This is a genomic window from Rhodococcus sp. 14-2483-1-2 (assembly GCF_002259405.1).
In the GTDB taxonomy this organism is placed as follows: Bacteria; Actinomycetota; Actinomycetes; order Mycobacteriales; family Mycobacteriaceae; genus Rhodococcoides.
In genome coordinates, this window is record NZ_NPFW01000022.1 from 423,504 (window position 1) to 443,751 (window position 20,248).

Here is a 20,248-nt window from a genome sequence, read left to right on the forward strand (position 1 = left end):
GCTAGGTCGAAGGTGCAGTTGTAACTGTTCTAAGTGGTGCCACCATTCGAAGAATCGTCGTCCCTCAAAGCGTCTTCGAAGATGCGTACCAAATCGGGCGGTCCCACTTCCGCACGACGGCGTGCGGCTCCGCTTCGGACGTAAATCGCTAGCCCGAGCGCCGCTGCTACTAGGCCAGCACCGGCTACACCCAAACTTGCTGCGTTCATTTCCTCCGTCGACCGTCCAACCTGGCTGACAACAGTCAACGCGGTAACGAGTGTGCCCAAGACGTAGAGCGAAAAGCCAGCGTACTGAAAGCGCCGGAACCTGCCGATTCTTGCCCGCACCTGGTCAGTTTCGGACTCAGCCGAAAGCGGCAACGCGGATATGCCGCGGACCCTTGCCTCGATGCTGGCCGCAAGATCCGAGCGGCTTTCAAACTCGTTCCCCAAGCTGGTGTAAAGGTCTAAGTCCGATTTCAACAGCGTTCGGACGTCACGACGTCCGATCCACTGTCTAACCAGATCCCCCGCCCATGCCCCGAACGCCGTAAGAACGATTCCGACGACTGGAATCTAAGCATTCAAAGTGACCCACACCCTTCTGAGAAGTTGCCGCGGCCCACGCCACTAGCCCAAGTTCGTTGACCATGATGCAGAGTGCAGAGCCACTCTGCGGCTATTCGCGTGCTCCCGCCAGAATGATGAACCGATCCATTACCCCGTAAAACACGTCCCAAACGACCTGTATCCCCTGCAGCAGGTCTTCGCCCTGAGGATCGAACGCGTGGACCTTTGAGCCGTCCGCCCGGTTCGCCGTTGCGGTTGTCAGCTCCGCGGCCCAACTGAATCCGTGCGCATGGGCGCTCAATGTTCGCCAGGTTCGGACGGCCTCGTACTGCTTACCAAAGTCCTCGTAATAGGGCAGATCAGGCGATATCACAGCCGCGCCGATCTCGACGATGTCGGTGTCGTACGGCTTCCGCTTAATTTCGTCAAAGTCGAACCCGAAGGCCGCTGCGTCCGTCCTTACTTCCGCAATCTGCGCATTCACCTTCGCGATTTGATTGCGAGCCTGTTCACGTCGCGTGTTGTAGTACACGTTGGCCTCCGTATTGGGACGCTCCGGAGCATCAGCTAGGCCGCGAAACGCGTTGCGCTGATTCTTCAGCTCGTGATGTGTGATCGTCAGCGTGCGCCTTCGCCGCTCGTTCGGATTCTCGTCCAATATCCATGCCGCCAGTGTGGCCCCGGTCAGCGCCGAACGAACGATCGAAAACGGGGCGAAGGCGGTCAGTCGGTCCCCGGACAGTACGGCCTTCGCGACAAACCGCACATGGTCGAGAACGTTCAGCGACACCAGAACGGCAGTCTCGTACGGCGTCCGACTCTTAAATAGGCAGAATTCGGCGACAAAGTCGCAGCCCTCACGGAGTGTGTTCCGGGACTCGAACAGCTCCACAGCACCGTCGATCACGGACAGGAGCGCTTCTAAACGCTCGCGAAGCTGCGCATCCACGGCATTTAGAGTTCGGGGCGGTGGGTCTGTGAGTGCCATGGGCGGCAGTGTGCCAGGCGAGTGCGACAAACCCGGCGACCCAGCCCACGTTCATTCACTCGAACGACGCCGATCCGACGCCGACCGGCGTTGACTGATGGTCATGTGGAACAAACGAGTCGTGACCGAGAAGTGTGACGCCGCCGGCCTGACGGTGGACGAGGCCGGGAGAAAATCGGGCATCCGGGATCTGCAGGGCCAACTGGACCGAACGATCCCGTACCACGACGACGCTACGGCCCTAGGTCGGACGCTCGGCGTACCCGAGCACGTGCTGACCACAGCCGATCCCGAGAACTGGGTACAGGTGTCACCGACAGAATGGGCACTCGCGCCTGATCAGTAGCGTTCCAGTCCCCTAGCCGTCATTGGCAACTACGCGCTACCCCTCAACACCTGAGCCCTCCAACGGTACATCGCTGGAGCCAGTCAGAACATTGACAACCGATTCTTCCACGGGGTCGCGGTATCGGAGCACCTTCAGGGCAACCGAAGCCAAGTCTGCGAGCGCCACCGAACGATCTGCAGCAACGATCTGACCGTCGAAGTTAACCTTGACGTCAGCAATCTCATCCTCTGCGTCGGCAGCAGGAAATCCCAAACCCAAGCTGCGAACGTAGTACGTGTCGTCTACCGAACGAGCGATGCTTTCGACGTCCTCGGACACATCTCGACTCTCTTCCGCATTTACGCTTATCGACCGCGAGATACCCGTCAAACTGACGGACAAGACGTCGAAACCGTCAAGGGCTTCCTCAAGATCTGGCCACAGAACAGCGGACTTCTTGTCGCGACCACGCAACGTCGCTCCAGACGGAGCAAGGTGCAATCGCGAGCCTCCAAAATTGACACCCAGAGTCGATCCGAGGATAGACCAAACGCCATCGGCACGAACTCTAGCCTCTTGCTCAGTCGCGTTGTCAGACGGAATGTTTTCAAGCCCAATATACGCGCGCTTTCCAGCCCATTTACCCATATTGGCACTGACCAGTGGCGTCAAGTCCAGACCGCCAAGTGCTTCTTTTAAGGACACCACGTCCATGAAATCAACCATCGAACCGACATATCGCCAGAAGGATATATTGCGGGTAACTCCTTCATTTTCAATCAGCCAGGGAATCATTTTTCGAATCTCTGACGCATCGAGTTTCGAGTCTTCTTGGCTGAGGCGTTCCAATTCTGAAAAGTCGTCGCCAAGGGCCAATTCAACAAGACGTGCAGTTCGCGTTATCCGCGCAACCGACTCAGGAAGGAAACTTTCGGAAAGCTTTTCCACATAGGTGAGATCACTGTCGTCAGTGGATGATGTTCCTAGCGAGAGTAGCTCACTGACACGCGAAGTAGTCAGCAGACCTCGACCACCGCGGGCCAGATTAGATCGAATAAGCCCAGCAAGGGGGGATTCGGAAACGACCTCATCGTCGTCAATCGAAACGGCATCAAAGGATTGCGCGTCGGCTACTAACGTCTCAGGCGCTGCCGATGACTGCTCACGCATCTCCTCTTCTACGCGGTTTTCGGCCGGATTTGAATTGAGCGCTAAAACAACTGGACGAACGGCGTTAAATCTCACTGCATCATTGGCGGCAACAATAGATTCATATGAATTTCTGAGATAAAGCCGCCTTTCCGTCTTGTCTGGCCACTTGATTACGAAGTCCGGAACAGCGGAATGGTTAAAATATTCGGTATCGTCCAACTTAGCAGTATTATCTATTCTCTGAAATTCTCGCCTTACCGCAGCTTTAACGCCGGCGATGTATGAATCCGGATCCTCGGCCGAACGCGCATAGGCAAGTTCATTCACAAAGGTGCTCATAGGGTCGGTGCCTTCCGGTTCAAGGTTGCCAGCACTGTCATTAGTTCTTCGTGGGTAAGCGAGATGTCCTCCTGTTTTTCGTGCCAAACTAGGATCCATATCCGCTCAGAGACTCGCCTCAGCATCTTCGAATCAATTTCTCGACCGTCAAGGAGATCAGAGTATTCTTCAAGAGCCGAGCGAATTTTCTCTTCCGTAGTCAGTTCGGGCCACTCACTAATCTGAAACGGGTGGGATGTGACCCATAGATACTCGCGCTTAATGTCTGATCCACGAAGCTCAGATTCGTGAACTGTCGAGCTGTAGGCAGTAGCTAAGAATTCTTTAAAGTATTTGTGCTGATTCCCTGGGGACGAGTATCTCTTGCTCTCGACTACCACGGGCGACCGGCGGCTTCCGATGAATGAACCGGCCAGGTCGAACTTTTTTCGCGAGCCGTCAAGGCACAGGGCAATGCACTGACCTGCGTCTTCGTAGACGTTCCAGTTGAGTTCGATGAAAGTAGTGGCTTCGAGCCAGCGTTTCACTGCTGCCACCCCTACTCGTCCAAGCTCTTGGACTTCCTCTGCATCTACAGGCATTGGGGAATCGTAATCGTTGGCCTCACGCCAGGTAGTTGCAACACGTAATTGCATAGGCCTACCGATCGTCGAGCAGGCCTTCGTCAATTAGGCACTGCCGGGCGAGGGCCGGATTTCGCCGGATCGCGGCCTTCAGCTGACGGTGGTGAAACTCATCTCGCGTGATCTTGATGCTTCGCTCCCACCCTTCACGGCCGAGCGTCAACTTCTCTAGAATCAGAAACTCGATGAAGTCTTCCAACGTCGGTCTAAAGCGGCGTCCGCCCACCGGCAGGTGAAGCTTACGAAGGGCCCGCACGTTGCCGTCCGACCGGGTGCAACTTAGCTCCCAGTCAGGTGACGTGGCGTTAATCTGTACGTGAGCCTCCGGGTAGCCGTGTGACTTCTCGCGTTCATAGTCGTAGTGCAGCAGCGTCTGTTCGAGATCGGCATCAACGGAAAGCACCAGGACTGAACTCGTCACCATCAGATACTTTTGCTCGTCGTCGCACTCCAGGCGCATCTGAATGCCGAGGAAGAGAGAAGGCTCTCCACCTATAGATAGTGGTACTCCTACCTGAGCATCCAGGTTGTACCTGTCAAGTTTGTAACCGACGGTGGCTCGTGGGTTGGTGCCATGCGTTACCACCGAGTTTAGTCTGATGCCGTGGCAGACTGTGCTGTTCAGCGTCTCTGACAACCCAGTTGCGAACCCATGCGCCTCACGATTCAAGTCAAACTGTCGCGCCAACTCGGCCCCGGTACAAGTCGCCCACGGCGGACCAAGCTAGTCGCGCGCGCAGAGAGTCGAAGTAGCCATCCCGCGCTTGCTCGGCTAGTTCATCGAACGTGCACCCCGCACGCCTTAGAGCGTTTTCGATTGCGATGGTCAGGTCCTCGGCCGTAGCGACGATCACGGTATCGTCCGGTTCCAGCACGGCAGTCATGTTTGCCTCCTTGCTCGGATATCTCAACATACCTGCATTTCTATCCCACGGGTACGACAAGCTAGCCCAAGCTTTGAACTTGTCCGGCCAAAGACGGCCCTTGACCAGCGCTTCCGTCGGCGCTTGGCGTAAGGATCAGCACCAGGGCGGGTAGACTACCTAGCCGCAGGTCAGAGGGTTTACGTGTCACGCTGAGCTGCGGTGCGTGCCTATCGGTACAGGCGGCTCACGCGCCCTGCTTCTGCGCGGATGCACGTCGCGTGGGATGGCCCGATATAGTTTGATCGATCGTCGGAGTGGCCCAAGCCCTATGGTGTGTTAGGAACGATCAGTTGCTGACACCGGTCGCACGGGATGGTTCCTACCTGCTACCTGCTTCCGCATTGCGGCTAAGACCCCCTGTCGAGGGGGTCTTTTTTGTGCTTCACGAATCAATTGTGGTGATTCACGCCATAGAAGTGCACAGTGGAGATGACGCACACACTTCGATGGAAGGACACTCACGTGTCGGACGATGCTCAGAGCGAACCCACAGTCGACGACGCCACCCTGGAGGAAGCGAAGAAGTCCGTCGAGGGCCTCGACGACCGGTATCGCCCCGGTGCCCGGCCCACCGTGGCCCTTCCGGGAACCAACGGCACCGTCGCCGGGACCGCCTTCGCCGACATGGTCGACGACAACGGTGAGATGGTGGACGCCGATGACCAGGACTCCACCGACTCCGACAGCCCTACTGACACGGATCACGCCGACACCCAGGAAAAGGTAACGTCCTCGAACGATGCCTGAACTCGATGGTCCCGACGCCCCCGCCGACATCGATCTCGGCGGGGGCGTCGCCTTTCTGCACACCCCCTCGATGCCGTCACGGGGCGGCCTCGCTCTCACGCACGGTGCGGGCGGCAACTGCGAGTCGCTTCTACTGCAGCGCATAGCGTCGGTATGGACAGCAGCCGGCTTCACGGTGCTGCGTTTCGACCTTCCTTTCCGAGTACGCAAGCCCAAGGGGCCGCCGCACCCGTCCCGGTCGGCCGAGGACCGGCTGGGCATCGCCGCTGCCGTCGACCGCCTTCGCGCCGAGACCGGCGGCTTCATCGCATTCGGTGGGCATTCCTACGGTGGCAGACAAGGGTCGATGATCGCGGCCGAGCAACCAGGTCTCGTCGACGGACTCGTTCTGACCTCCTATCCCCTGCACCCGCCGGGCAAGCCGGAGAAAGCTCGTACCCAGCACCTGCCCGAACTGCGAACACCGACGGTGATGGTGCACGGCACGAAGGATCCGTTCGGCACCACTGCCGAATCGATCGCTGCGCTCGCGCTCGTCCCGGCCCCCACACTGCTTGTCGACATCGAGGGTGCAGGCCACGACCTTGCTCCGATCAAATACGACGCAGCCACGAAGACCCTTGCCGGTGCCTCCTCGTTGTTCGGTGGCCCGACGTCCGATTCGTCGGTTGTCGTCCCGCTCTTCGACCCGTCGCGCTGAAGTGGTCTACTAAGGCATGCCGACCTGGGGATGGTTCATCGTGGCGTTGGTCCTCGTCGACGCCGCAGTGCTGGCAGCGTGGCTGCTGGCCCGCAAGAAGCCCGGCACGTCCCCGGCGGGCTCGCACACCATCGGGCTCGTCGGTCTCGACGAGGGTGCCCGCGCAGATATTCATCGGCTGCTTGCCGCGAACAAGAAGATCCAGGCCATCAAGGTCTTTCGTCAACGGACAGGTGCCGGTCTCCTCGACGCGAAGAACGCGATCGAAAGCGTCCAACGCGGCGAGCCCTTTCCGTCCTCGGCCACCATCGTCGACGCCGCTCACTCCGGTCCGACACCCTGGGACGATCTGATCCCGCGATTGCAGTCACTGAAATCGGAGGGCAAAGCGATCTCGGCGATCAAGCTGCTTCGTGACCGAACCGGTCTGTCGTTGAGCGATGCCAAGAACGCGGTGGATCTGCTGTGACCGTGCGCGTGGCAGCACTCGCCGATGCACATCGCGTCGCCGAGGTGGCCGCGTCGACTTTTCCGCTCGCCTGCCCGCCGGGAACCCGGCCCGAGGACATCGAGCAGTTCATCTCCACCGTGTTGTCGACCGAGCACTTCGAGAACTACATCGCCGACGCTGCCCGGACGGTCCTCGTCGACGAAACCGTCGATGCCGACGTCGTTGGCTACGCGATGCTCGTGTCGGGAACTCCTACGGACCCGGACATTCGCGCGACCCTCTCGCACCATCCGACCACGGAGATCAGCAAACTCTATGTGCGGCCGACCCAGCACGGCAGCGGAGCAGCAGGGCGATTGATGACGTCATCGCTCGTCCATGCACGTGACTCCGGTTGTGCGACAGCATGGTTGGGCGTCAATCAGCAGAACGTGCGGGCCCAGAAGTTCTACGCCAAACACGGCTTCGAGATCGTGGGCACCAAGACGTTCGTCGTCGGGGTCCAGACGCACGACGACTACGTCATGCAGGTGCGGCTGTGACGACAGCTCAGCCGACTGCGGCGAAACGGGACAACGCGAGCAGACGCGAGGTAGCGCGCAGGTACTTCTTGCGGTAGCCGCCGGCCAACATCTCCTCGGTGAAGATCTCGTCGAGCTTGCCGCCCGAGGCCGTCACCGGGATGCCCGCGTCGTACAGGCGGTCGGCGAGAACCACCAGGCGCAGGGCGATGGCCTGATCCGATGCCGGGTGCACGTTCTTCAAGAACACCGCAGGAATGCCGTCGAGCAACTTGCCGTAGCGCGAGGGGTGCAGAGTGCTCAGATGCGCCAGCAGCTCGTCGAAATCGTCCAAGGTTGCGCCCTCGACAGTATCGGCGCGGTCGATCAGCTCGGACTCGGACGTGGGCTCGGGAGCCGGGGGCAGATCGCGGTGGCGGTAGTCGGGGCCGTCGACCCGGATGGACTCGAAGATCGAACCGAGCTTCTTGATCTCCCGCATGAAGTCCTCGGCAGCGAAGCGACCCTCACCGAGCTGCCCGGGCAAGGTGTTCGAGGTCGCGACGATGGACACTCCGCGCTGCGAGAGCTCGGAGAGCAACCGCGAGACCAACATCGTGTCGCCGGGATCGTCCAGCTCGAACTCGTCGATGCACAACACGCTGTGGTTCGAGAGTTCTTCGAGTGCCTTGTTGAAGCCGAGGGCACCGACCACGTGGGTGAGCTCGACGAACGTGCCGAACGCCTTGGGTTCGGGAACGCTGTGGTAAATCGAGGCGAGCAAGTGGGTCTTGCCGACGCCGAAGCCACCGTCGAGGTACAGGCCTGCACCGATGGCCGGGGTCTTCTTGCCGAAAAGGCCGCGCTTGCCCTTGCCGCGGATCTTCTGCACCTTGTTCGCGAACTCCTCGGCCTTCGCGACCGCAGCAGCCTGCGTCGGCTCCTTGGGGTCGGGAATGTACGAGGCGAAACTGACGTCGTCGAACATCGCCGGCGGGACCATCTGCGCGATCAGCTGATCGGAGGGGACCACGGGATTTCGGTCGACAAGGCGTGCGGGCATTTGTCAAGCGTAACGACGTGGTCTGATCTCTCTCATGCAGCTTCTCCATATTGGGACCTACTTCACATCGGAGCAGGCAACCGAGTCCGTGCTCACCGTCGGATCGACACTCGACGACGATGCCGTCCGCGCCCTGCACGCGTACCCGACCGATCTCGACCGACCGTGGATCCGCACGAACTTCGTCGCCAGCATCGACGGATCGGTCACCGCGAACGGTAAGTCGGCGGGCCTGGGAACCCCCGCGGATGCCCGACTGTTCGGCATTCTCCGAGAAATGTGCGACGCCGTCCTGGTCGGGGCCGGTACCGCGCGCGCCGAGAACTACGGCGGCGTCTCACTGTCCGCCGAAGCAAAGGCACGGCGGGTGGCGGGCGGACTGGCACCGGTTCCGACGATCGTGGTGGTCACCGCCTCCGGGTCGATCGACGCAGATTCTCGATTGATCACCGACACCGACGTGCAGCCGGTGGTGCTGACCTCGGCGGCGGCGGACGGCTCGAAGGTGGCAGCGCTTCGTTCGGCGGGAGCGACGGTGCTCGAGGTCTCCGGCGAATCGGTGTCGACCGACGACATCGTTGCGACGCTGGGCGACCTCGGATTCCGTCGCATCCTGTGTGAGGGCGGACCAGGACTGTTCGGGCAACTCGTCTCCGACGGGGCGGCGGACGATCTGTGTCTGACGATCTCGCCGACGCTGGTCGCCGGAGAGGCGGGCCGTATCGCCCATGCATCCGACGCGTCCGACGCGCCCATGCACCGGGCACACGTCCTGGGAGATGCGGACGGAACGCTGCTCACGCGCTGGGTGCGTCAGCGATGAGCAGCGCGCGGACCGCCGTCGATCGAAAAGTCGATAGCCTCGCACGGTGACGCAGAAACGAACGTTGCTCGCCGCGGTCCTCGTCCTCGCCACGATGTGCGCGGCCTGCGGTGCCGGCCCGTCGATCCGACCCGACGTCGCGGTGGAACAACGCTCCCCCGGTCAGCCCGCCGAGTCCTCGGCAGACGCGCCACCGGAACCGGTCGCACTCGCCGTTCCGGCCACCGATCTCGACTGGGCCGACTGCACCGCAGCAACACTCGGGACCTTCGGGCTCACCTCCACCACCCCCGGTCTGACACTCGAATGCGCAGAATACGAAGCCGACGTGGATGCGAGTGGGCAGATGTTCGGCACCTTCGCCGTCGGGGCGCTGCGAGCGCGGCTCGACAGAACGCCAGCCGATGCAGGACCGCTGGTGTTCACGTCCGGTTCGGATCGGTCCTCGATTGCCACGTTGGCCACGATGGCCGCCGGTCCGCTCGCGACGCTGCTCGAGGCTCATCCCATCGTCGCGGTGGATCGACGCGGAATCGGCCGATCCACTGCCGTGGACTGCATCGACGACGTCACCGGACCCGCCGTCGACGCGCTGGGGCAGTTCACCAGATCCGATGCCGACACGGTCGACCGCGCTGTCGACGCCGGTCGTGACGCCACGATCGAGTGCACCGACACGTTGCAACCGCAGGAGCTCGCGTTCGGAACTACCTACGCGGCGGACGATCTGGACCGTCTGCGGCAACTGTGGGGTGTGGAACAGATCGGCCTGATCGGATCGGGCAACGGCGCGCTCACCGCGCTGGCGTACGCGGCGAAGTTCCCGGCCAACATCTCGCGCTTGATCCTCGATTCGCCGACCGGTGTCGGCACCGATCAGATCACGTTGGCCGAGCAGCGCACGCAGGGCAAGGAAGCGGCCTTCAGAGCGTTCGCGCAGCGATGCGTCGCGCTGAACTGCTCCCTCGGCAGCGATCCGACGGCCGCCGTCGCCGAGCTGCTCCGACGCGCCGCCGGCGGCGAGTTCTCACCGCTGTCCACCCACGAGATTCTCGACGGCATCACCTTCGCCCTGGCATCGACAGCAGGCGACGCCTCGTCTCGGGCCACGGGGCTCTCCACAGCCCTGTCCTCGGCTGCCGATTCCGACACCACCGCGCTGGCGGCCCTCGCCGAACGCGGCCGAAACGCCTACAGCACCGACGGTCAGTTCGTGTCTCGGTGCACGGACGGGCAGCAGTGGCCGTCGCCGCAGGGCGTTCGCGACCTGTCGTCGCAGTGGAACGACCGCTACCCGATCTACGGCACCGACGCCGCTCTGACGGCGCTGCTGTGCTCGTCGTGGCCGACGGCTCCGTCCACACCGCTGCCCACTTCCCTGGAGGTTCCGGTGTTGGTCCTGTCCAATGCAGGCGATCCGATCGTGGGCAACGGCGGTTTGTCCTCGGTCACGGGGTTGGTCGGGGCGACCGGTGCAGGCGTCGCGTCGGCCGCGTGGCAGGGCAGCGGGCATCCGAGCCTCGGCGGATCGCAGTGTCTACAGAGCGCTGCGGTGAACTACGCACGCGACACCGCACTTCCGACCGACGGCACCGTCTGCCCCGCCTGAGTCGGGCGCCCATCGCGGGGTGTCCTTCGCCGGTGCGGTCCCCGTCTCGGGTACCGTTCCCGGGTGTCACTTAGCTTTCTGGAGCCGCGGTCAGGGCGGACGACCGCCGAGGTAATCAAGTACGCCCTGTGGCCGATCGCCATCATGACCGTCATCCAGCGGGTGGTGATCAAGGCGGTCAACGGAGACATCACCAACGATTTCAACCCGGTGTACAGCGCCGCCCTGGCATTCCTCAACCGCCAGCCGGTGTACACGGCGAATTTCGACTCGGTCGATCCGCACTACCTGTATCAGCCGAGCGCGACGATGCTGCTCTCCCCCATTGCCGTCATCGATCCCGAGCGATCCCGCTGGCTGTTCATCATCGCCAGCACGATCGCAATACTGCTGGCGCTGTACATCCTGTTGCGCATCTTCGGATTCCGCCTCGATTCGGTGGCAGCCCCCGCACTCCTGCTGGCCGCCTTCGTCAGCGAAACGGTGACCAACACCTTGGTGTTCACCAACTTCAACGGCTTCGTGCTTCTCGGAGAGGTCGCCTTCCTCGGATTCCTCCTCCAGCGCAAGGACCTGTCGGCCGGCGTTGCCATGGGTCTGACTCTGGCGATCAAGCCCATGCTTGCGCCGCTACTGCTGCTTCCCCTGATGACGCGTCAGTGGAAGGTGTTCATCACCTCGATCGCGATCCCCGTGGTCATGATGGCCATCGCCTGGCCGCTCTCGGTGGACCCGATGAACTTCATCGACCGGACGCTGCCATACCTACTGCAGACTCGCGACTACTTCAACAGTGCTGTCGTGGGTAACGGGCGCTACTACGGTGTTCCCGAACTGCTCACCCTCGGCATCCGCGCGGTCCTGGGAATCATGGTTCTGATCTCGCTGTGGCTGCTCTACCGGTACTGCCGCGAGGACCGACTGTTCTTCTTCGCGACCACCTCGGGCTTGATCCTCACCGCGCATTGGCTGTTGGGCTCGCTCGGCCAGATGTACTACTCGATGATGCTGTTCCCGCTGCTCATGACCGTCGTGTTGAAGAATTCGCTGCTGCGAAACTGGCCTGCCTGGCTCGCGATCTACGGGTTCATGAACTACGACCGATGGCTCTCGGGGCGATGGATCGAAACCGGGCGCGCGCTGGACTATCTCCGCACCACTTTCGGCTGGGCCCTGCTGATCGTCGTCATCTTCGGCGTGCTCGTCGGACGCTGGTTCGCCGCCCGAAGCGAAGGGCGACTCGACGACGGAATCGAACCGAGCTACCTGTTGCCGAGCGCTCCACCAGCGAAAACGGCATAGCCCGACAAATCGTATTAGCGTGTAAGCATGAGTTCAGCTACCGACAAAAACTCCGCCCCGGCCGTCCAGCTCACCGACGCGCAGTGGCGCGAGAAGCTGACCCCCGAGGAATACGCGGTGCTCCGCCAGGCAGGCACCGAACGTCCCGGCGTCGGCGAATACACCGATACCACCACCGAAGGCATCTACGAATGCCGCGCCTGCGGAGCCGAACTGTTCCGCAGCACCGAAAAGTTCGAATCGCATTGCGGCTGGCCGTCCTTCTTCGACCCGGCCGACAGCGACGCCGTCATCCTGAAGGAAGACACCACACTGGGAATGCGCCGCGTCGAGGTCGTCTGCCGCACCTGCCACAGCCACCTCGGGCACGTCTTCGAGGGCGAGGGCTACCCCACCCCGACCGATCAGCGGTACTGCATCAACTCGATCTCGTTGACACTCAAGCCTGCATCCTGATCGACCAGGAAATCCCGGGGATCGCCGCGCAGTACCGCGCGTCATGAGCTGCAGATCCGTCGAAACAGAGCCCAGAACTCGGTAGATTTACCTTTGATTACCTATGCATAAGGTAAATTTACGGTTATGGCCACGTCGATCAAAACTTTCTGGTGGCGTCAGGTAAAACTCACCGGCGTCAGACCCAATTTCGGCGACGAATTGACGCCCGGACTGGTGAGGTCACTGTTCGGGCTGAAGTGTTCCTGGCGTCGTGCGAAGCGGAGCGACATGATCGGGGCGGGTTCCACCCTCGAAATGGTCCAGCTCATGGAGGCACGAAAGAGCCTGAAGGTCTGGGGTTCAGGATTCATGCTCAGCGACACTGCCCACGAAAAAGACTTCAGCTACCCCGACTTCGATTTCTTTGCTGTGCGCGGACATCTGTCGCTGAGTCGTATCGAGTCCGACCGCGAGGTCGCGGTCGGGGACCCCGGGCTCTTGGCGAACAGGGTCTACTCACGCTCTCCGCGCGTACCAGGTCGAATCGGCCTCGTCTACCACTGGGTGCACAAGAAGGATCCCGTAGTGCAAGCGCTCGCGCGAGAGAAGAACGTGACGTTGATCGACCCGTCCAGACATCCCGCAGCTGTCATCGCGGACATCACTGCATGTGAGTTCGTGATGTCGACGAGTCTGCACGGCTTGATCGTCGCAGACTCGTACGGAGTCCCCAACGCGTGGATAAAGCTGGCGCAGGACATCGGCGGCAACGGATACAAATTCGACGACTACTACTCCGCTTTCGACCGACAAGCACTCCAGCATTCGTCGGACCTTGCGCGGGATCACGAGAAAATCGCGCAACTTCGGAAGGACTATCGCCCGATTCCGAATCTGACGGAAATCCAAGACGATCTGATTGCCGCTTTTCCGTTCGCTCCGCGCTGCGCGGCCTGAATTCCGCAGGCCGAGAACAGAGCCGAACTTCGTTCACCCACTCATTCGCCCTCGAGCGTCCTGCTGCGAAAGTGCATACTGTGAGCATGCGCACTTTCACCTCACCAGAGCAGATCAAAGCGGCCGTCGGCGAAGACCTCGGCACCAGTGACTGGCTGCAGATCACCCAAGAACGGGTGAACACCTTCGCCGACGCCACCGGCGATCATCAGTGGATCCACGTCGACGTCGAGCGGGCGAAGAAGGAAAGCCCGTTCGGCGCACCCATCGCCCACGGATTTCTGAGCCTGTCCCTGGTGTCGATGCTCAACTGGCAGATCTACACCATCGAGAACACCAAGCTCGGAATCAACTACGGCTCCAACAAGGTTCGCTTCATCAACCCGGTGAAGGTCGGTGCCCACGTGCGCCTGCAGACCACCCTCGTCTCCGTCGAAGAGGTATCCGGCGGGGCACTGCAGATGGTGACGGCGGGAACGTTGCAGATCGAGGGCGAGGACAAGCCGGCGCTGGTCGCCGAAATCATCTCTCGCGTCGTGTTCTGACCTCGGATCGAACAGGTGGATCGAACGCTGTGATCGGCGGCAACGGCTCGTCGTAGCGTTCGATCTCCACCAACACGTGCTGGCCGGTGCAGCCGCGCGCAAGCGCCGACGAGCCCTCGTCCGCGGTGAGCACATTCACGCTGCCGTGTACGCACATCGAATCGGGATCCGCCGGATCGAGCGGGTCGTACCAGGCTCCGGTGGACAACTGCACGACCGATTCCAGCATCGCGTCGTCGAGAACCACACCGGCCAGACACGAACCGCGGTCGTTGAACACCCGTACGACGTCGCCGTCCGACACTCCCCTGACCCCGGCCGCCGACGGGTGCATTCGTATCGGCTCGCGGCCCTGAACCTTCGAGTTACGGCTCACCGCACCGTGATCGAGCTGACTGTGCAGCCTGGTGCGTGGCTGATTGGCGATCAGGTGCAACGGGAACTGCCGGGCTCGCGGTCCACCGAGCCATTCCTGCGGCTCGAACCACATCGGATGCCCACGGCAGTCCTCGTAGTCGAACCCCGCCACCGTCGACGAGAAGATTTCGATCTTGCCGCTCGGGGTGCGCAGCGCGTTGCCCACCGGGTCGCGTCGAAAGTCCTCGAAGAACGTCAGATCATCCTCGGTCTTCATCCGAAACGAGCCCGCACGCACGAAATCGTCGTATTCGGGAGTATCGACGCCCCCGGCGCGTAGATATCCGCGCCACTGCTCGTACAGGTGCTCGACCCACTGCTGCGAGCTACGCCCCTCGGTGAACTGCTCGCCCACACCGAGTTTCGTCGCCAGCTCGGCGAACGTGTCGTAGTCGTCGCGGGAATCGGCGAACCGTGCGGCGGCCGGGGCCATCGCGACGAGCAAGGGATCGTTGCGCGTGCAGCTCAGATCCGACCTCTCCAACGATGTGGTCGACGGGACGACGATGTCGGCGTGCTTGGCCATCGGTGTCCAGTACGGGTCGTGCACCACGACGGTGTCGGTTCTCCCGAGAGCGCGACGTAGCCGCCCCAGATCCTGGTGGTGGTGGAAAGGGTTTCCGCCGGCCCAGTAGACGATCTTGATATCGGGATAGGTCAATCGTCCACCGTCGTAGTCGAATTCACCACCGGGATTCAGAAGCATGTCCGAGACAGCAGCGACCGGAATCAGATCGGGAACGGGATTGATTCCCTGGGGCAGAGTCGGCAACGGATACGGCACCGGGGCCAGGCCCGGCTCGTTCATCGACCCGTAACCGTGCCCGAATCCGCCACCAGGAACGCCGATCCCACCGAGCATCGACGCCAACGTGACGCCCATCCACGGAGCCTGCTCGCCGTGTCGCGTCCGCTGCAGTGACCAGGTGACCGTCACCATCGTGCGTTTCGACGCCATCTCGCGGGCCAGATCCGCGATCTCCGCGGCGTCGATGCCGCAGATCGCCGAGGCCCACTGCGGGGTCTTGGGTGTGCCGTCCGTGATGCCGAGCAGATATCGCTCGAACTCCGGATAGCCCTGGCAGTACGTGTCGAGAAATGCTGTGTCGTGCAGCTTTTCGTCGGCGAGCACGTATGCGAGCGCCAGCATCATCGCCACGTCGGTACCGGGCCGCGGAGAGATCCAGCGCGCGTCGCCGTTCATGTCGCTGCGAAGCGGACTCACGGTGACGATCTGCCCACCGCGGGCGCGCATCGCGTCGAGCGAATCGACGGTTGGGTGGTCCGACGTACCGCCGTGATTGATGCCGGTGTTCTTCACCGGAACTCCGCCGAACGCCACCAGCAATTCGGTATGTGCGGCGATCACGTTCCAGGAGGTGGAGCGCGAGAACATCTTCCAATGCGCACCGAGGACGTGCGGCATGATGACGCCGGTCGCACCCAGTGAGTAGCTGTGCACCGATCGCGTGTAACCGCCGATGCAGTTGAGAAAGCGATGCACCTGACTCTGCGCGTGATGGAAGCGTCCGGCACTCGCCCACCCGTACGACCCGCCGTACACGGCGTTGTTGCCGAATGTGTCGATCACTCTGCGTAGTTCGTCGGACAGCAGGTCGGTCAACTCGTCCCACGAGACCTCGACGAACTCGTCGCTGCCACGCTTGTCGGTCGGCCCCGGCCCGTGCTCGAGCCAGCCCTTGCGCACCGCCGGTGCGGTGACGCGGGATCGATGGGTCACCGACCCGACGAGGTTGCCCAACACCGGGGAGGGATTACTGTCCGTCACCTGGGGATGAATCGCGGTGACATCGCGCCCGTCCGACTCGGCACGAAACATGCCCCAGTGGCCCATGTGTTGAACGCCGGCCACCCCGTTCATCGAACCACCCCGGTCATCGAATTCCGAACTGGCGCAGCGCCTTCAGTAGTGCATCGGGCCGCTGCGCCGTCGGCACCGGATCGACGAGAGCGAAGCTGCATCCGATCTCTCGAGCGGCACCGTCGGCCTCGGCGCTGTCGCCCACCATCAGTGTCACCGAGGGATCGACTCCCAAGGCCGCTACCGCGTGCCGGAAGATCTCGGGCTGCGGTTTGACGTGACCCACCTCGAACGAGAGCACGAATTCGTCGACGAATCTGTCGAGACCGCGATCGACGAAGGCAGGACGGATGTCGAACGCGATGTTGCTCAATATACCGGTCCGAATCGATTCGGCCGCAAGCATTTTCAGAGCCGGCTCGGTATCCGGGTACGGCGTCCAGGAATCCGCATCGATCACGCGACCGTAGACGGATTCTGCGTGCGCCGGATCGGTGACACCGGACTGCGCGAGCACATGCAGATAGGCCTGTCGGTGCAGGGCCGGATCGAGATCTCGGTTCCGCCAAGCATGACGCGTCGCGTCGTCGAACTCGACCGTCTCCCCCACCGGTGCCGTCATGCGTCGCATCAGTTCCGCGGCTCCGGCACCGTCGACGGGGGTGCCATCGGCATCGTGAATCCCGTCGAACCAGGAGGGGTGCTCCTCGAGCCTGAACAGCGTGCCCGAGAAGTCGAACAGGACGGCCTCGATCGCGGGTGTGCCCGTCGTCGTCACGGGAGAGATTCGACGAGCGCGTCCACCTCGACCCGAGGGCCGGTGAAGAACGGGGTCTCCTCGCGCACGTGACGCCTCGCCTCGGTGGCCCGCAGGTCACGCATCAGGTCCACGATGCGATCGAGTTCGGGAGCCTCGAAGGCGAGGATCCACTCGTAGTCGCCGAGCGCGAACGACGGCACGGTGTTCGCGCGCACGTCCTTGTAGTCGCGTGCGGCCTTGCCGTGGTCGGCGAGCATCGTGCGACGCTCGTCGTCGGGCAGCAGGTACCAATCGATCGAGCGGACGAACGGGTAGACGCAGATGTACGCGCCCGGATCCTCACCGGCGATGAAGGCCGGAACGTGGCTCTTGTTGAATTCGGCCGGGCGGTGCAACGCGGTGTTGCTCCACACCGGAGTACTCGCCTTGCCCAGCGCGGTGGTGCGACGGAAATCGGAGTACGTCGCCTGGAGATCCTCGATGCGCTCGGCGTGCGTCCACACCATGAAGTCGGCGTCGGCGCGCATACCGGCGATGTCGTAGACCCCTCGCACCGCGACGCCCTTGTCTTCACGACCTTCGAAGAACACCTTCGCTTCCTTGGCAGCCGCGGCCCGATCCTCGCCGAGAACGCCGGGCGTGACCTTGTAGACCGAGAACATCAAGTAGCGAAGAGTCGAGTTGAGCGCTGAGTAATCGAGGCGTGCCATGGCCCTATCGTGCCACTTCGATCAGACGGGCGGCAGCGGTGGTGGCGGACGCAATACACGCGGGCACTCCGACGCCGCGCTGCCAGGCCCCGGTGACCTCGAGGCCGGGTAGGTCGGCCACTCCGGCCTCGATGGTGGCGACGCGATCGAGGTGCCCCGGGGCGTACTGCGGCAGACCTCCCGGCCAGCGCTGCACGGTCGCGGCGAGCGGCTGCGCATCGATGTTCGCCACCGCCGCGAGGTCCGCGAGTGCGGTCTCGATCGACTCGGCGTCGGATCGGTCCGACGCCGTGGTGTCACCGAAGCGGCCGAGCGAGGCCCGCAGCAGTACCGCGTCACGCTCCTCCAGGTGCGGCCACTTGCGGCTCGACAGGGTGAATGCCTTGACGTCCAAGCCTGCGTCCGTGGCCACCAGGATTCCGGAATTCTGCGGTAGCTGCGTCGTCTTGGGGAACGCGAGCGCGACGACGACCGAGGACGCGAGTTCGATATTGCGCGCGGCCTGCGCCGCCGCGGGGGCCACCTCGGCGATGAGGCGACCGAGAATCGGCGCCGGGACCGCCAGCACCACTCCGTCGACGAGTCCGACGCCCTCGACGAACCACCCGCCGGCGTCGCGGCGAATCTCACCGACGCCTGCTCCGACGACCGTGTGGGCATCGGTCGCAGCGACGAGAGCATCGAGCAGCACCGCATAACCGTCGCGCAGTCCGCCGAAGACCGGTCCCGGCGACGGAGTGGGCAGTGCTGCCAGCACTGCCTCGGTCAGGTTCGCCGCTCCGCCGTCCAACGCGGCAGCCAACGTGGGCAGAGCCGCGCGGACGCCGATGGAGCTCGCCGAGCCGGAATACACGCCGCCGAGCAGCGGGTCCACCGAACGGCTCACGACCTGGGAGCCGAACCTGGTGCCCACGAGATCGGCCACACTCACGTCCGAACCCGAGGTCCAGGCGAAGGGCCGCGCGGTCTCGGTCTCGATGAGGCGCAAGTCTTCACCGTCCACCAGATCCCGTACCGAATCGGCCGAGGACGGTATCCCCATCAAGGTGCCGAGCGGGAGGGGATGCGTCCGACCGCCGGAGTAGACCAGTGGACGCGCCGACGACGGGTGCACCAGCTGATCCGACAGGCCGAGTTCGGCGAGCAGAGCCGGCACTTCCGGACGACGACCGATGAAGGCCTCCGCACCGACGTCCAACGAGTCCGTTCCGACTGCCGTGGTGCGCAGCGTGCCACCGATGCGCGACGAGGCCTCGACGAGCGTGATCTCAGCATCCGGTCCGCAGGACTGTCGGAGGCGATACGCCGCGACGAGTCCGGAGATTCCGCCGCCGACCACGGCGTACCGCCGCACCGTCACAACGAATGCACCAGCGACACCACGCGGGTCAGAATCTCGGGATCGGTATCGGGGAGCACTCCGTGTCCGAGGTTGAACACATGTCCGCGCGCACCGGCCGCCACCGCGCGGTCCGCTTCGGCGGCGATACGACGAACTTCGGCCTCGACGGCATCCCAGCCGGCGAACAGCACCGCGGGATCGAGATTTCCTTGCAGCACCTTGCCGCCGCCGACCCGGTGCACGGCGTCGTCGAGCGGAATACGCCAGTCGACACCGACCACGTCGGCACCGGCCTCACCCATCGCCCCGAGCAGTTCTCCGGTTCCGACACCGAAATGGATCTTGGGTACACCGGCCGAGGACACGGCGTCGAACACTCGCGTCGAGTGCGGCAGCACGTACTCGCGGTAGTCGGCGAGGGACAGCGCACCCGCCCAGGAGTCGAACACCTGCACTGCGTCGACGCCTGCGGCGAGCTGAGCCTGCAGGAAGGTGATCGTCGTGGTGGCCAGTGCGTCGAGCAGGGCATGCCAGGTCGCCGGATCGGACCGCATGAGCGCCTTGGTCTTCTCGTGATTGCGGCTCGGGCCACCCTCGACCAGATACGACGCGAGGGTGAACGGTGCGCCCGCGAAACCGATGAGCGGCGTACCGGCCAGTTCACGGGTGAGGATCCGCACCGCATCGGCCACCGGCTCCACCTGATCGGCGGTCAGGATCGGCAGTGCGGCGACATCGGCAGCCGACCGCACCGGCTGCGCGACGACCGGTCCGGTACCTGCGACGATGTCGAGATCGATACCGGCGGCCTTGAGCGGAACGACGATGTCCGAGAACAGGATTGCCGCGTCCACGTCGTGCCGACGAACAGGCTGGAGGGTGATCTCCGCCACGAGGTCGGGCCGGAAGCAGGAATCCAACATGCCGATGCCGGCGCGAATCTTGCGGTACTCGGGCAGCGACCTACCGGCCTGGCGCATGAACCACACCGGCCGACGCGAGGGAGCTCGACCCGCGATCGCGGCCAGGAACGGCGCGTCCGGGAGTTCTCGACGGGCGGGGGCTGTGGCGTGCGGTTCGGCGTTCATCGTCTTCCATGCTGCCACGCGGGAAAAAAGCTCCTGCCACCAAGGGCGACACACCCACTTCGGTTCC

At 63.0% G+C, this 20,248-nt stretch carries 22 protein-coding genes; 11 read left to right on the forward strand and 11 right to left on the reverse strand.

Annotated features, from left to right (window positions below; genetic code table 11):
- Window positions 1–660: 660 nt before the first annotated feature.
- Entirely contained in the window at window positions 661–1,539 is an 879-nt protein-coding gene (locus CH295_RS22955) for a hypothetical protein (protein ID WP_141217071.1), read from the reverse strand.
- A 121-nt stretch (window positions 1,540–1,660) separates the two neighbouring features.
- Between CH295_RS22955 and CH295_RS22960 the strand changes: the two genes are divergently transcribed.
- Entirely contained in the window at window positions 1,661–1,885 is a 225-nt protein-coding gene (locus CH295_RS22960; protein WP_141217072.1) for a hypothetical protein, read from the forward strand.
- A gap of 36 nt (window positions 1,886–1,921) precedes the next feature.
- Here the strand turns inward: CH295_RS22960 and CH295_RS27560 are convergent, their stop codons facing one another.
- From CH295_RS27560 to CH295_RS22980, 4 genes are all read right to left on the reverse strand, one after another.
- A complete protein-coding gene (locus CH295_RS27560; RefSeq protein WP_141217073.1) occupies window positions 1,922–3,358 on the reverse strand; it encodes a hypothetical protein in 1,437 nt (478 codons plus the stop codon).
- Window positions 3,355–3,939: a hypothetical protein gene (locus CH295_RS22970; RefSeq protein WP_094742000.1), complete on the reverse strand. Its 585-nt coding sequence runs from the start codon at window positions 3,937–3,939 to the stop codon at window positions 3,355–3,357. The genes CH295_RS27560 and CH295_RS22970 overlap by 4 nt, the downstream gene beginning before the upstream one ends.
- 58 nt (window positions 3,940–3,997) lie before the next feature.
- Window positions 3,998–4,567, reverse strand: a complete 570-nt coding sequence (locus CH295_RS22975; protein ID WP_252342150.1) for a hypothetical protein — start codon at window positions 4,565–4,567, stop codon at window positions 3,998–4,000.
- 85 nt (window positions 4,568–4,652) lie between these two features.
- Window positions 4,653–4,865 (reverse strand): hypothetical protein, encoded by a 213-nt coding sequence (locus CH295_RS22980; protein ID WP_094742195.1) that lies wholly within the window; start codon window positions 4,863–4,865, stop codon window positions 4,653–4,655.
- Between the two features lie 504 nt (window positions 4,866–5,369).
- Here CH295_RS22980 and CH295_RS22985 point away from each other — a divergent pair.
- From CH295_RS22985 to CH295_RS23000, 4 genes are read left to right on the forward strand one after another with little or no spacing between them, the layout of a single operon-like run.
- The gene (locus CH295_RS22985) at window positions 5,370–5,654 is read left to right on the forward strand and encodes a hypothetical protein (RefSeq protein WP_230596216.1); all 285 of its coding nucleotides are present in this window, start codon (window positions 5,370–5,372) and stop codon (window positions 5,652–5,654) included.
- Complete coding sequence (locus tag CH295_RS22990) at window positions 5,647–6,354, forward strand: alpha/beta hydrolase family protein (protein ID WP_094742002.1); 708 nt, start codon at window positions 5,647–5,649, stop codon at window positions 6,352–6,354. The genes CH295_RS22985 and CH295_RS22990 overlap by 8 nt, the downstream gene beginning before the upstream one ends.
- Window positions 6,355–6,370: 16 nt before the next feature.
- Window positions 6,371–6,823 (forward strand): hypothetical protein, encoded by a 453-nt coding sequence (locus CH295_RS28140; protein ID WP_052047498.1) that lies wholly within the window; start codon window positions 6,371–6,373, stop codon window positions 6,821–6,823.
- Window positions 6,820–7,347 (forward strand): GNAT family N-acetyltransferase, encoded by a 528-nt coding sequence (locus tag CH295_RS23000; protein WP_094742003.1) that lies wholly within the window; start codon window positions 6,820–6,822, stop codon window positions 7,345–7,347. The genes CH295_RS28140 and CH295_RS23000 overlap by 4 nt, the downstream gene beginning before the upstream one ends.
- 7 nt (window positions 7,348–7,354) lie before the next feature.
- On the opposite strand, the gene zapE is transcribed toward CH295_RS23000, so the two are convergent.
- Window positions 7,355–8,368 (reverse strand): cell division protein ZapE, encoded by a 1,014-nt coding sequence (gene zapE, locus CH295_RS23005; RefSeq protein WP_037189441.1) that lies wholly within the window; start codon window positions 8,366–8,368, stop codon window positions 7,355–7,357.
- 34 nt (window positions 8,369–8,402) lie between these two features.
- On the opposite strand from zapE, the gene CH295_RS23010 reads away from it, so the two are divergent.
- From CH295_RS23010 to CH295_RS23035, 6 genes are all read left to right on the forward strand, one after another.
- Window positions 8,403–9,191 (forward strand): pyrimidine reductase family protein, encoded by a 789-nt coding sequence (locus CH295_RS23010; RefSeq protein WP_094742004.1) that lies wholly within the window; start codon window positions 8,403–8,405, stop codon window positions 9,189–9,191.
- Window positions 9,192–9,237: 46 nt separating this feature from the next.
- A complete protein-coding gene (locus CH295_RS23015) occupies window positions 9,238–10,800 on the forward strand; it encodes an alpha/beta hydrolase (RefSeq protein WP_094742005.1) in 1,563 nt (520 codons plus the stop codon).
- A 63-nt stretch (window positions 10,801–10,863) separates the two neighbouring features.
- A complete protein-coding gene (locus tag CH295_RS23020; RefSeq protein WP_037189446.1) occupies window positions 10,864–12,102 on the forward strand; it encodes a glycosyltransferase family 87 protein in 1,239 nt (412 codons plus the stop codon).
- Between the two features lie 27 nt (window positions 12,103–12,129).
- The gene (gene msrB, locus CH295_RS23025; RefSeq protein WP_037189448.1) at window positions 12,130–12,558 is read left to right on the forward strand and encodes a peptide-methionine (R)-S-oxide reductase MsrB; all 429 of its coding nucleotides are present in this window, start codon (window positions 12,130–12,132) and stop codon (window positions 12,556–12,558) included.
- A gap of 126 nt (window positions 12,559–12,684) precedes the next feature.
- The gene (locus CH295_RS23030; RefSeq protein WP_094742006.1) at window positions 12,685–13,497 is read left to right on the forward strand and encodes a polysaccharide pyruvyl transferase family protein; all 813 of its coding nucleotides are present in this window, start codon (window positions 12,685–12,687) and stop codon (window positions 13,495–13,497) included.
- Window positions 13,498–13,583: 86 nt separating this feature from the next.
- Complete coding sequence (locus CH295_RS23035) at window positions 13,584–14,042, forward strand: MaoC family dehydratase (RefSeq protein WP_045195371.1); 459 nt, start codon at window positions 13,584–13,586, stop codon at window positions 14,040–14,042.
- Here the strand turns inward: CH295_RS23035 and CH295_RS23040 are convergent.
- The 5 genes from CH295_RS23040 to hemE are packed head-to-tail and all read right to left on the reverse strand — an operon-like array spanning window position 14,020 to window position 20,181.
- Window positions 14,020–16,341 carry a molybdopterin-dependent oxidoreductase gene (locus tag CH295_RS23040; protein WP_170946027.1) on the reverse strand — a complete coding sequence of 774 codons (2,322 nt, stop codon included), beginning with the start codon at window positions 16,339–16,341 and terminating at the stop codon, window positions 14,020–14,022. The genes CH295_RS23035 and CH295_RS23040 overlap by 23 nt on opposite strands.
- Before the next feature lie 13 nt (window positions 16,342–16,354).
- Window positions 16,355–17,059, reverse strand: coding sequence for an HAD family hydrolase (locus CH295_RS23045; RefSeq protein WP_170946028.1), 705 nt, complete (start codon window positions 17,057–17,059; stop codon window positions 16,355–16,357).
- Window positions 17,056–17,751: a hydrogen peroxide-dependent heme synthase gene (gene hemQ / locus CH295_RS23050; protein ID WP_032397941.1), complete on the reverse strand. Its 696-nt coding sequence runs from the start codon at window positions 17,749–17,751 to the stop codon at window positions 17,056–17,058. Before hemQ ends, CH295_RS23045 begins: the two co-directional genes overlap by 4 nt.
- Window positions 17,752–17,755: 4 nt before the next feature.
- Window positions 17,756–19,111 (reverse strand): protoporphyrinogen oxidase, encoded by a 1,356-nt coding sequence (locus CH295_RS23055; RefSeq protein WP_094742007.1) that lies wholly within the window; start codon window positions 19,109–19,111, stop codon window positions 17,756–17,758.
- A complete protein-coding gene (hemE, locus tag CH295_RS23060; RefSeq protein WP_037190079.1) occupies window positions 19,108–20,181 on the reverse strand; it encodes a uroporphyrinogen decarboxylase in 1,074 nt (357 codons plus the stop codon). The genes CH295_RS23055 and hemE overlap by 4 nt, the downstream gene beginning before the upstream one ends.
- Window positions 20,182–20,248: the final 67 nt, after the last annotated feature.

Excerpts from the sequence above, each read along its gene's own strand:
- zapE (WP_037189441.1), bottom strand. The coding sequence starts at position 8,368 with ATGCCCGCACGCCTTGTCGACCGAAATCCCGTGGTCCCCTCCGATCAG.
- CH295_RS23030 (WP_094742006.1), top strand. The coding sequence starts at position 12,685 with ATGGCCACGTCGATCAAAACTTTCTGGTGGCGTCAGGTAAAACTCACC.
- CH295_RS27560 (WP_141217073.1), bottom strand. The coding sequence starts at position 3,358 with ATGAGCACCTTTGTGAATGAACTTGCCTATGCGCGTTCGGCCGAGGAT.
- CH295_RS23035 (WP_045195371.1), top strand. The coding sequence starts at position 13,584 with ATGCGCACTTTCACCTCACCAGAGCAGATCAAAGCGGCCGTCGGCGAA.
- CH295_RS22990 (WP_094742002.1), top strand. The coding sequence starts at position 5,647 with ATGCCTGAACTCGATGGTCCCGACGCCCCCGCCGACATCGATCTCGGC.
- CH295_RS22980 (WP_094742195.1), bottom strand. The coding sequence starts at position 4,865 with ATGACTGCCGTGCTGGAACCGGACGATACCGTGATCGTCGCTACGGCC.
- msrB (WP_037189448.1), top strand. The coding sequence starts at position 12,130 with ATGAGTTCAGCTACCGACAAAAACTCCGCCCCGGCCGTCCAGCTCACC.
- CH295_RS22955 (WP_141217071.1), bottom strand. The coding sequence starts at position 1,539 with ATGGCACTCACAGACCCACCGCCCCGAACTCTAAATGCCGTGGATGCG.
- CH295_RS23040 (WP_170946027.1), bottom strand. The coding sequence starts at position 16,341 with ATGAACGGGGTGGCCGGCGTTCAACACATGGGCCACTGGGGCATGTTT.
- CH295_RS23010 (WP_094742004.1), top strand. The coding sequence starts at position 8,403 with ATGCAGCTTCTCCATATTGGGACCTACTTCACATCGGAGCAGGCAACC.
- hemQ (WP_032397941.1), bottom strand. The coding sequence starts at position 17,751 with ATGGCACGCCTCGATTACTCAGCGCTCAACTCGACTCTTCGCTACTTG.
- CH295_RS28140 (WP_052047498.1), top strand. The coding sequence starts at position 6,371 with ATGCCGACCTGGGGATGGTTCATCGTGGCGTTGGTCCTCGTCGACGCC.
- hemE (WP_037190079.1), bottom strand. The coding sequence starts at position 20,181 with ATGAACGCCGAACCGCACGCCACAGCCCCCGCCCGTCGAGAACTCCCG.
- CH295_RS22970 (WP_094742000.1), bottom strand. The coding sequence starts at position 3,939 with ATGCCTGTAGATGCAGAGGAAGTCCAAGAGCTTGGACGAGTAGGGGTG.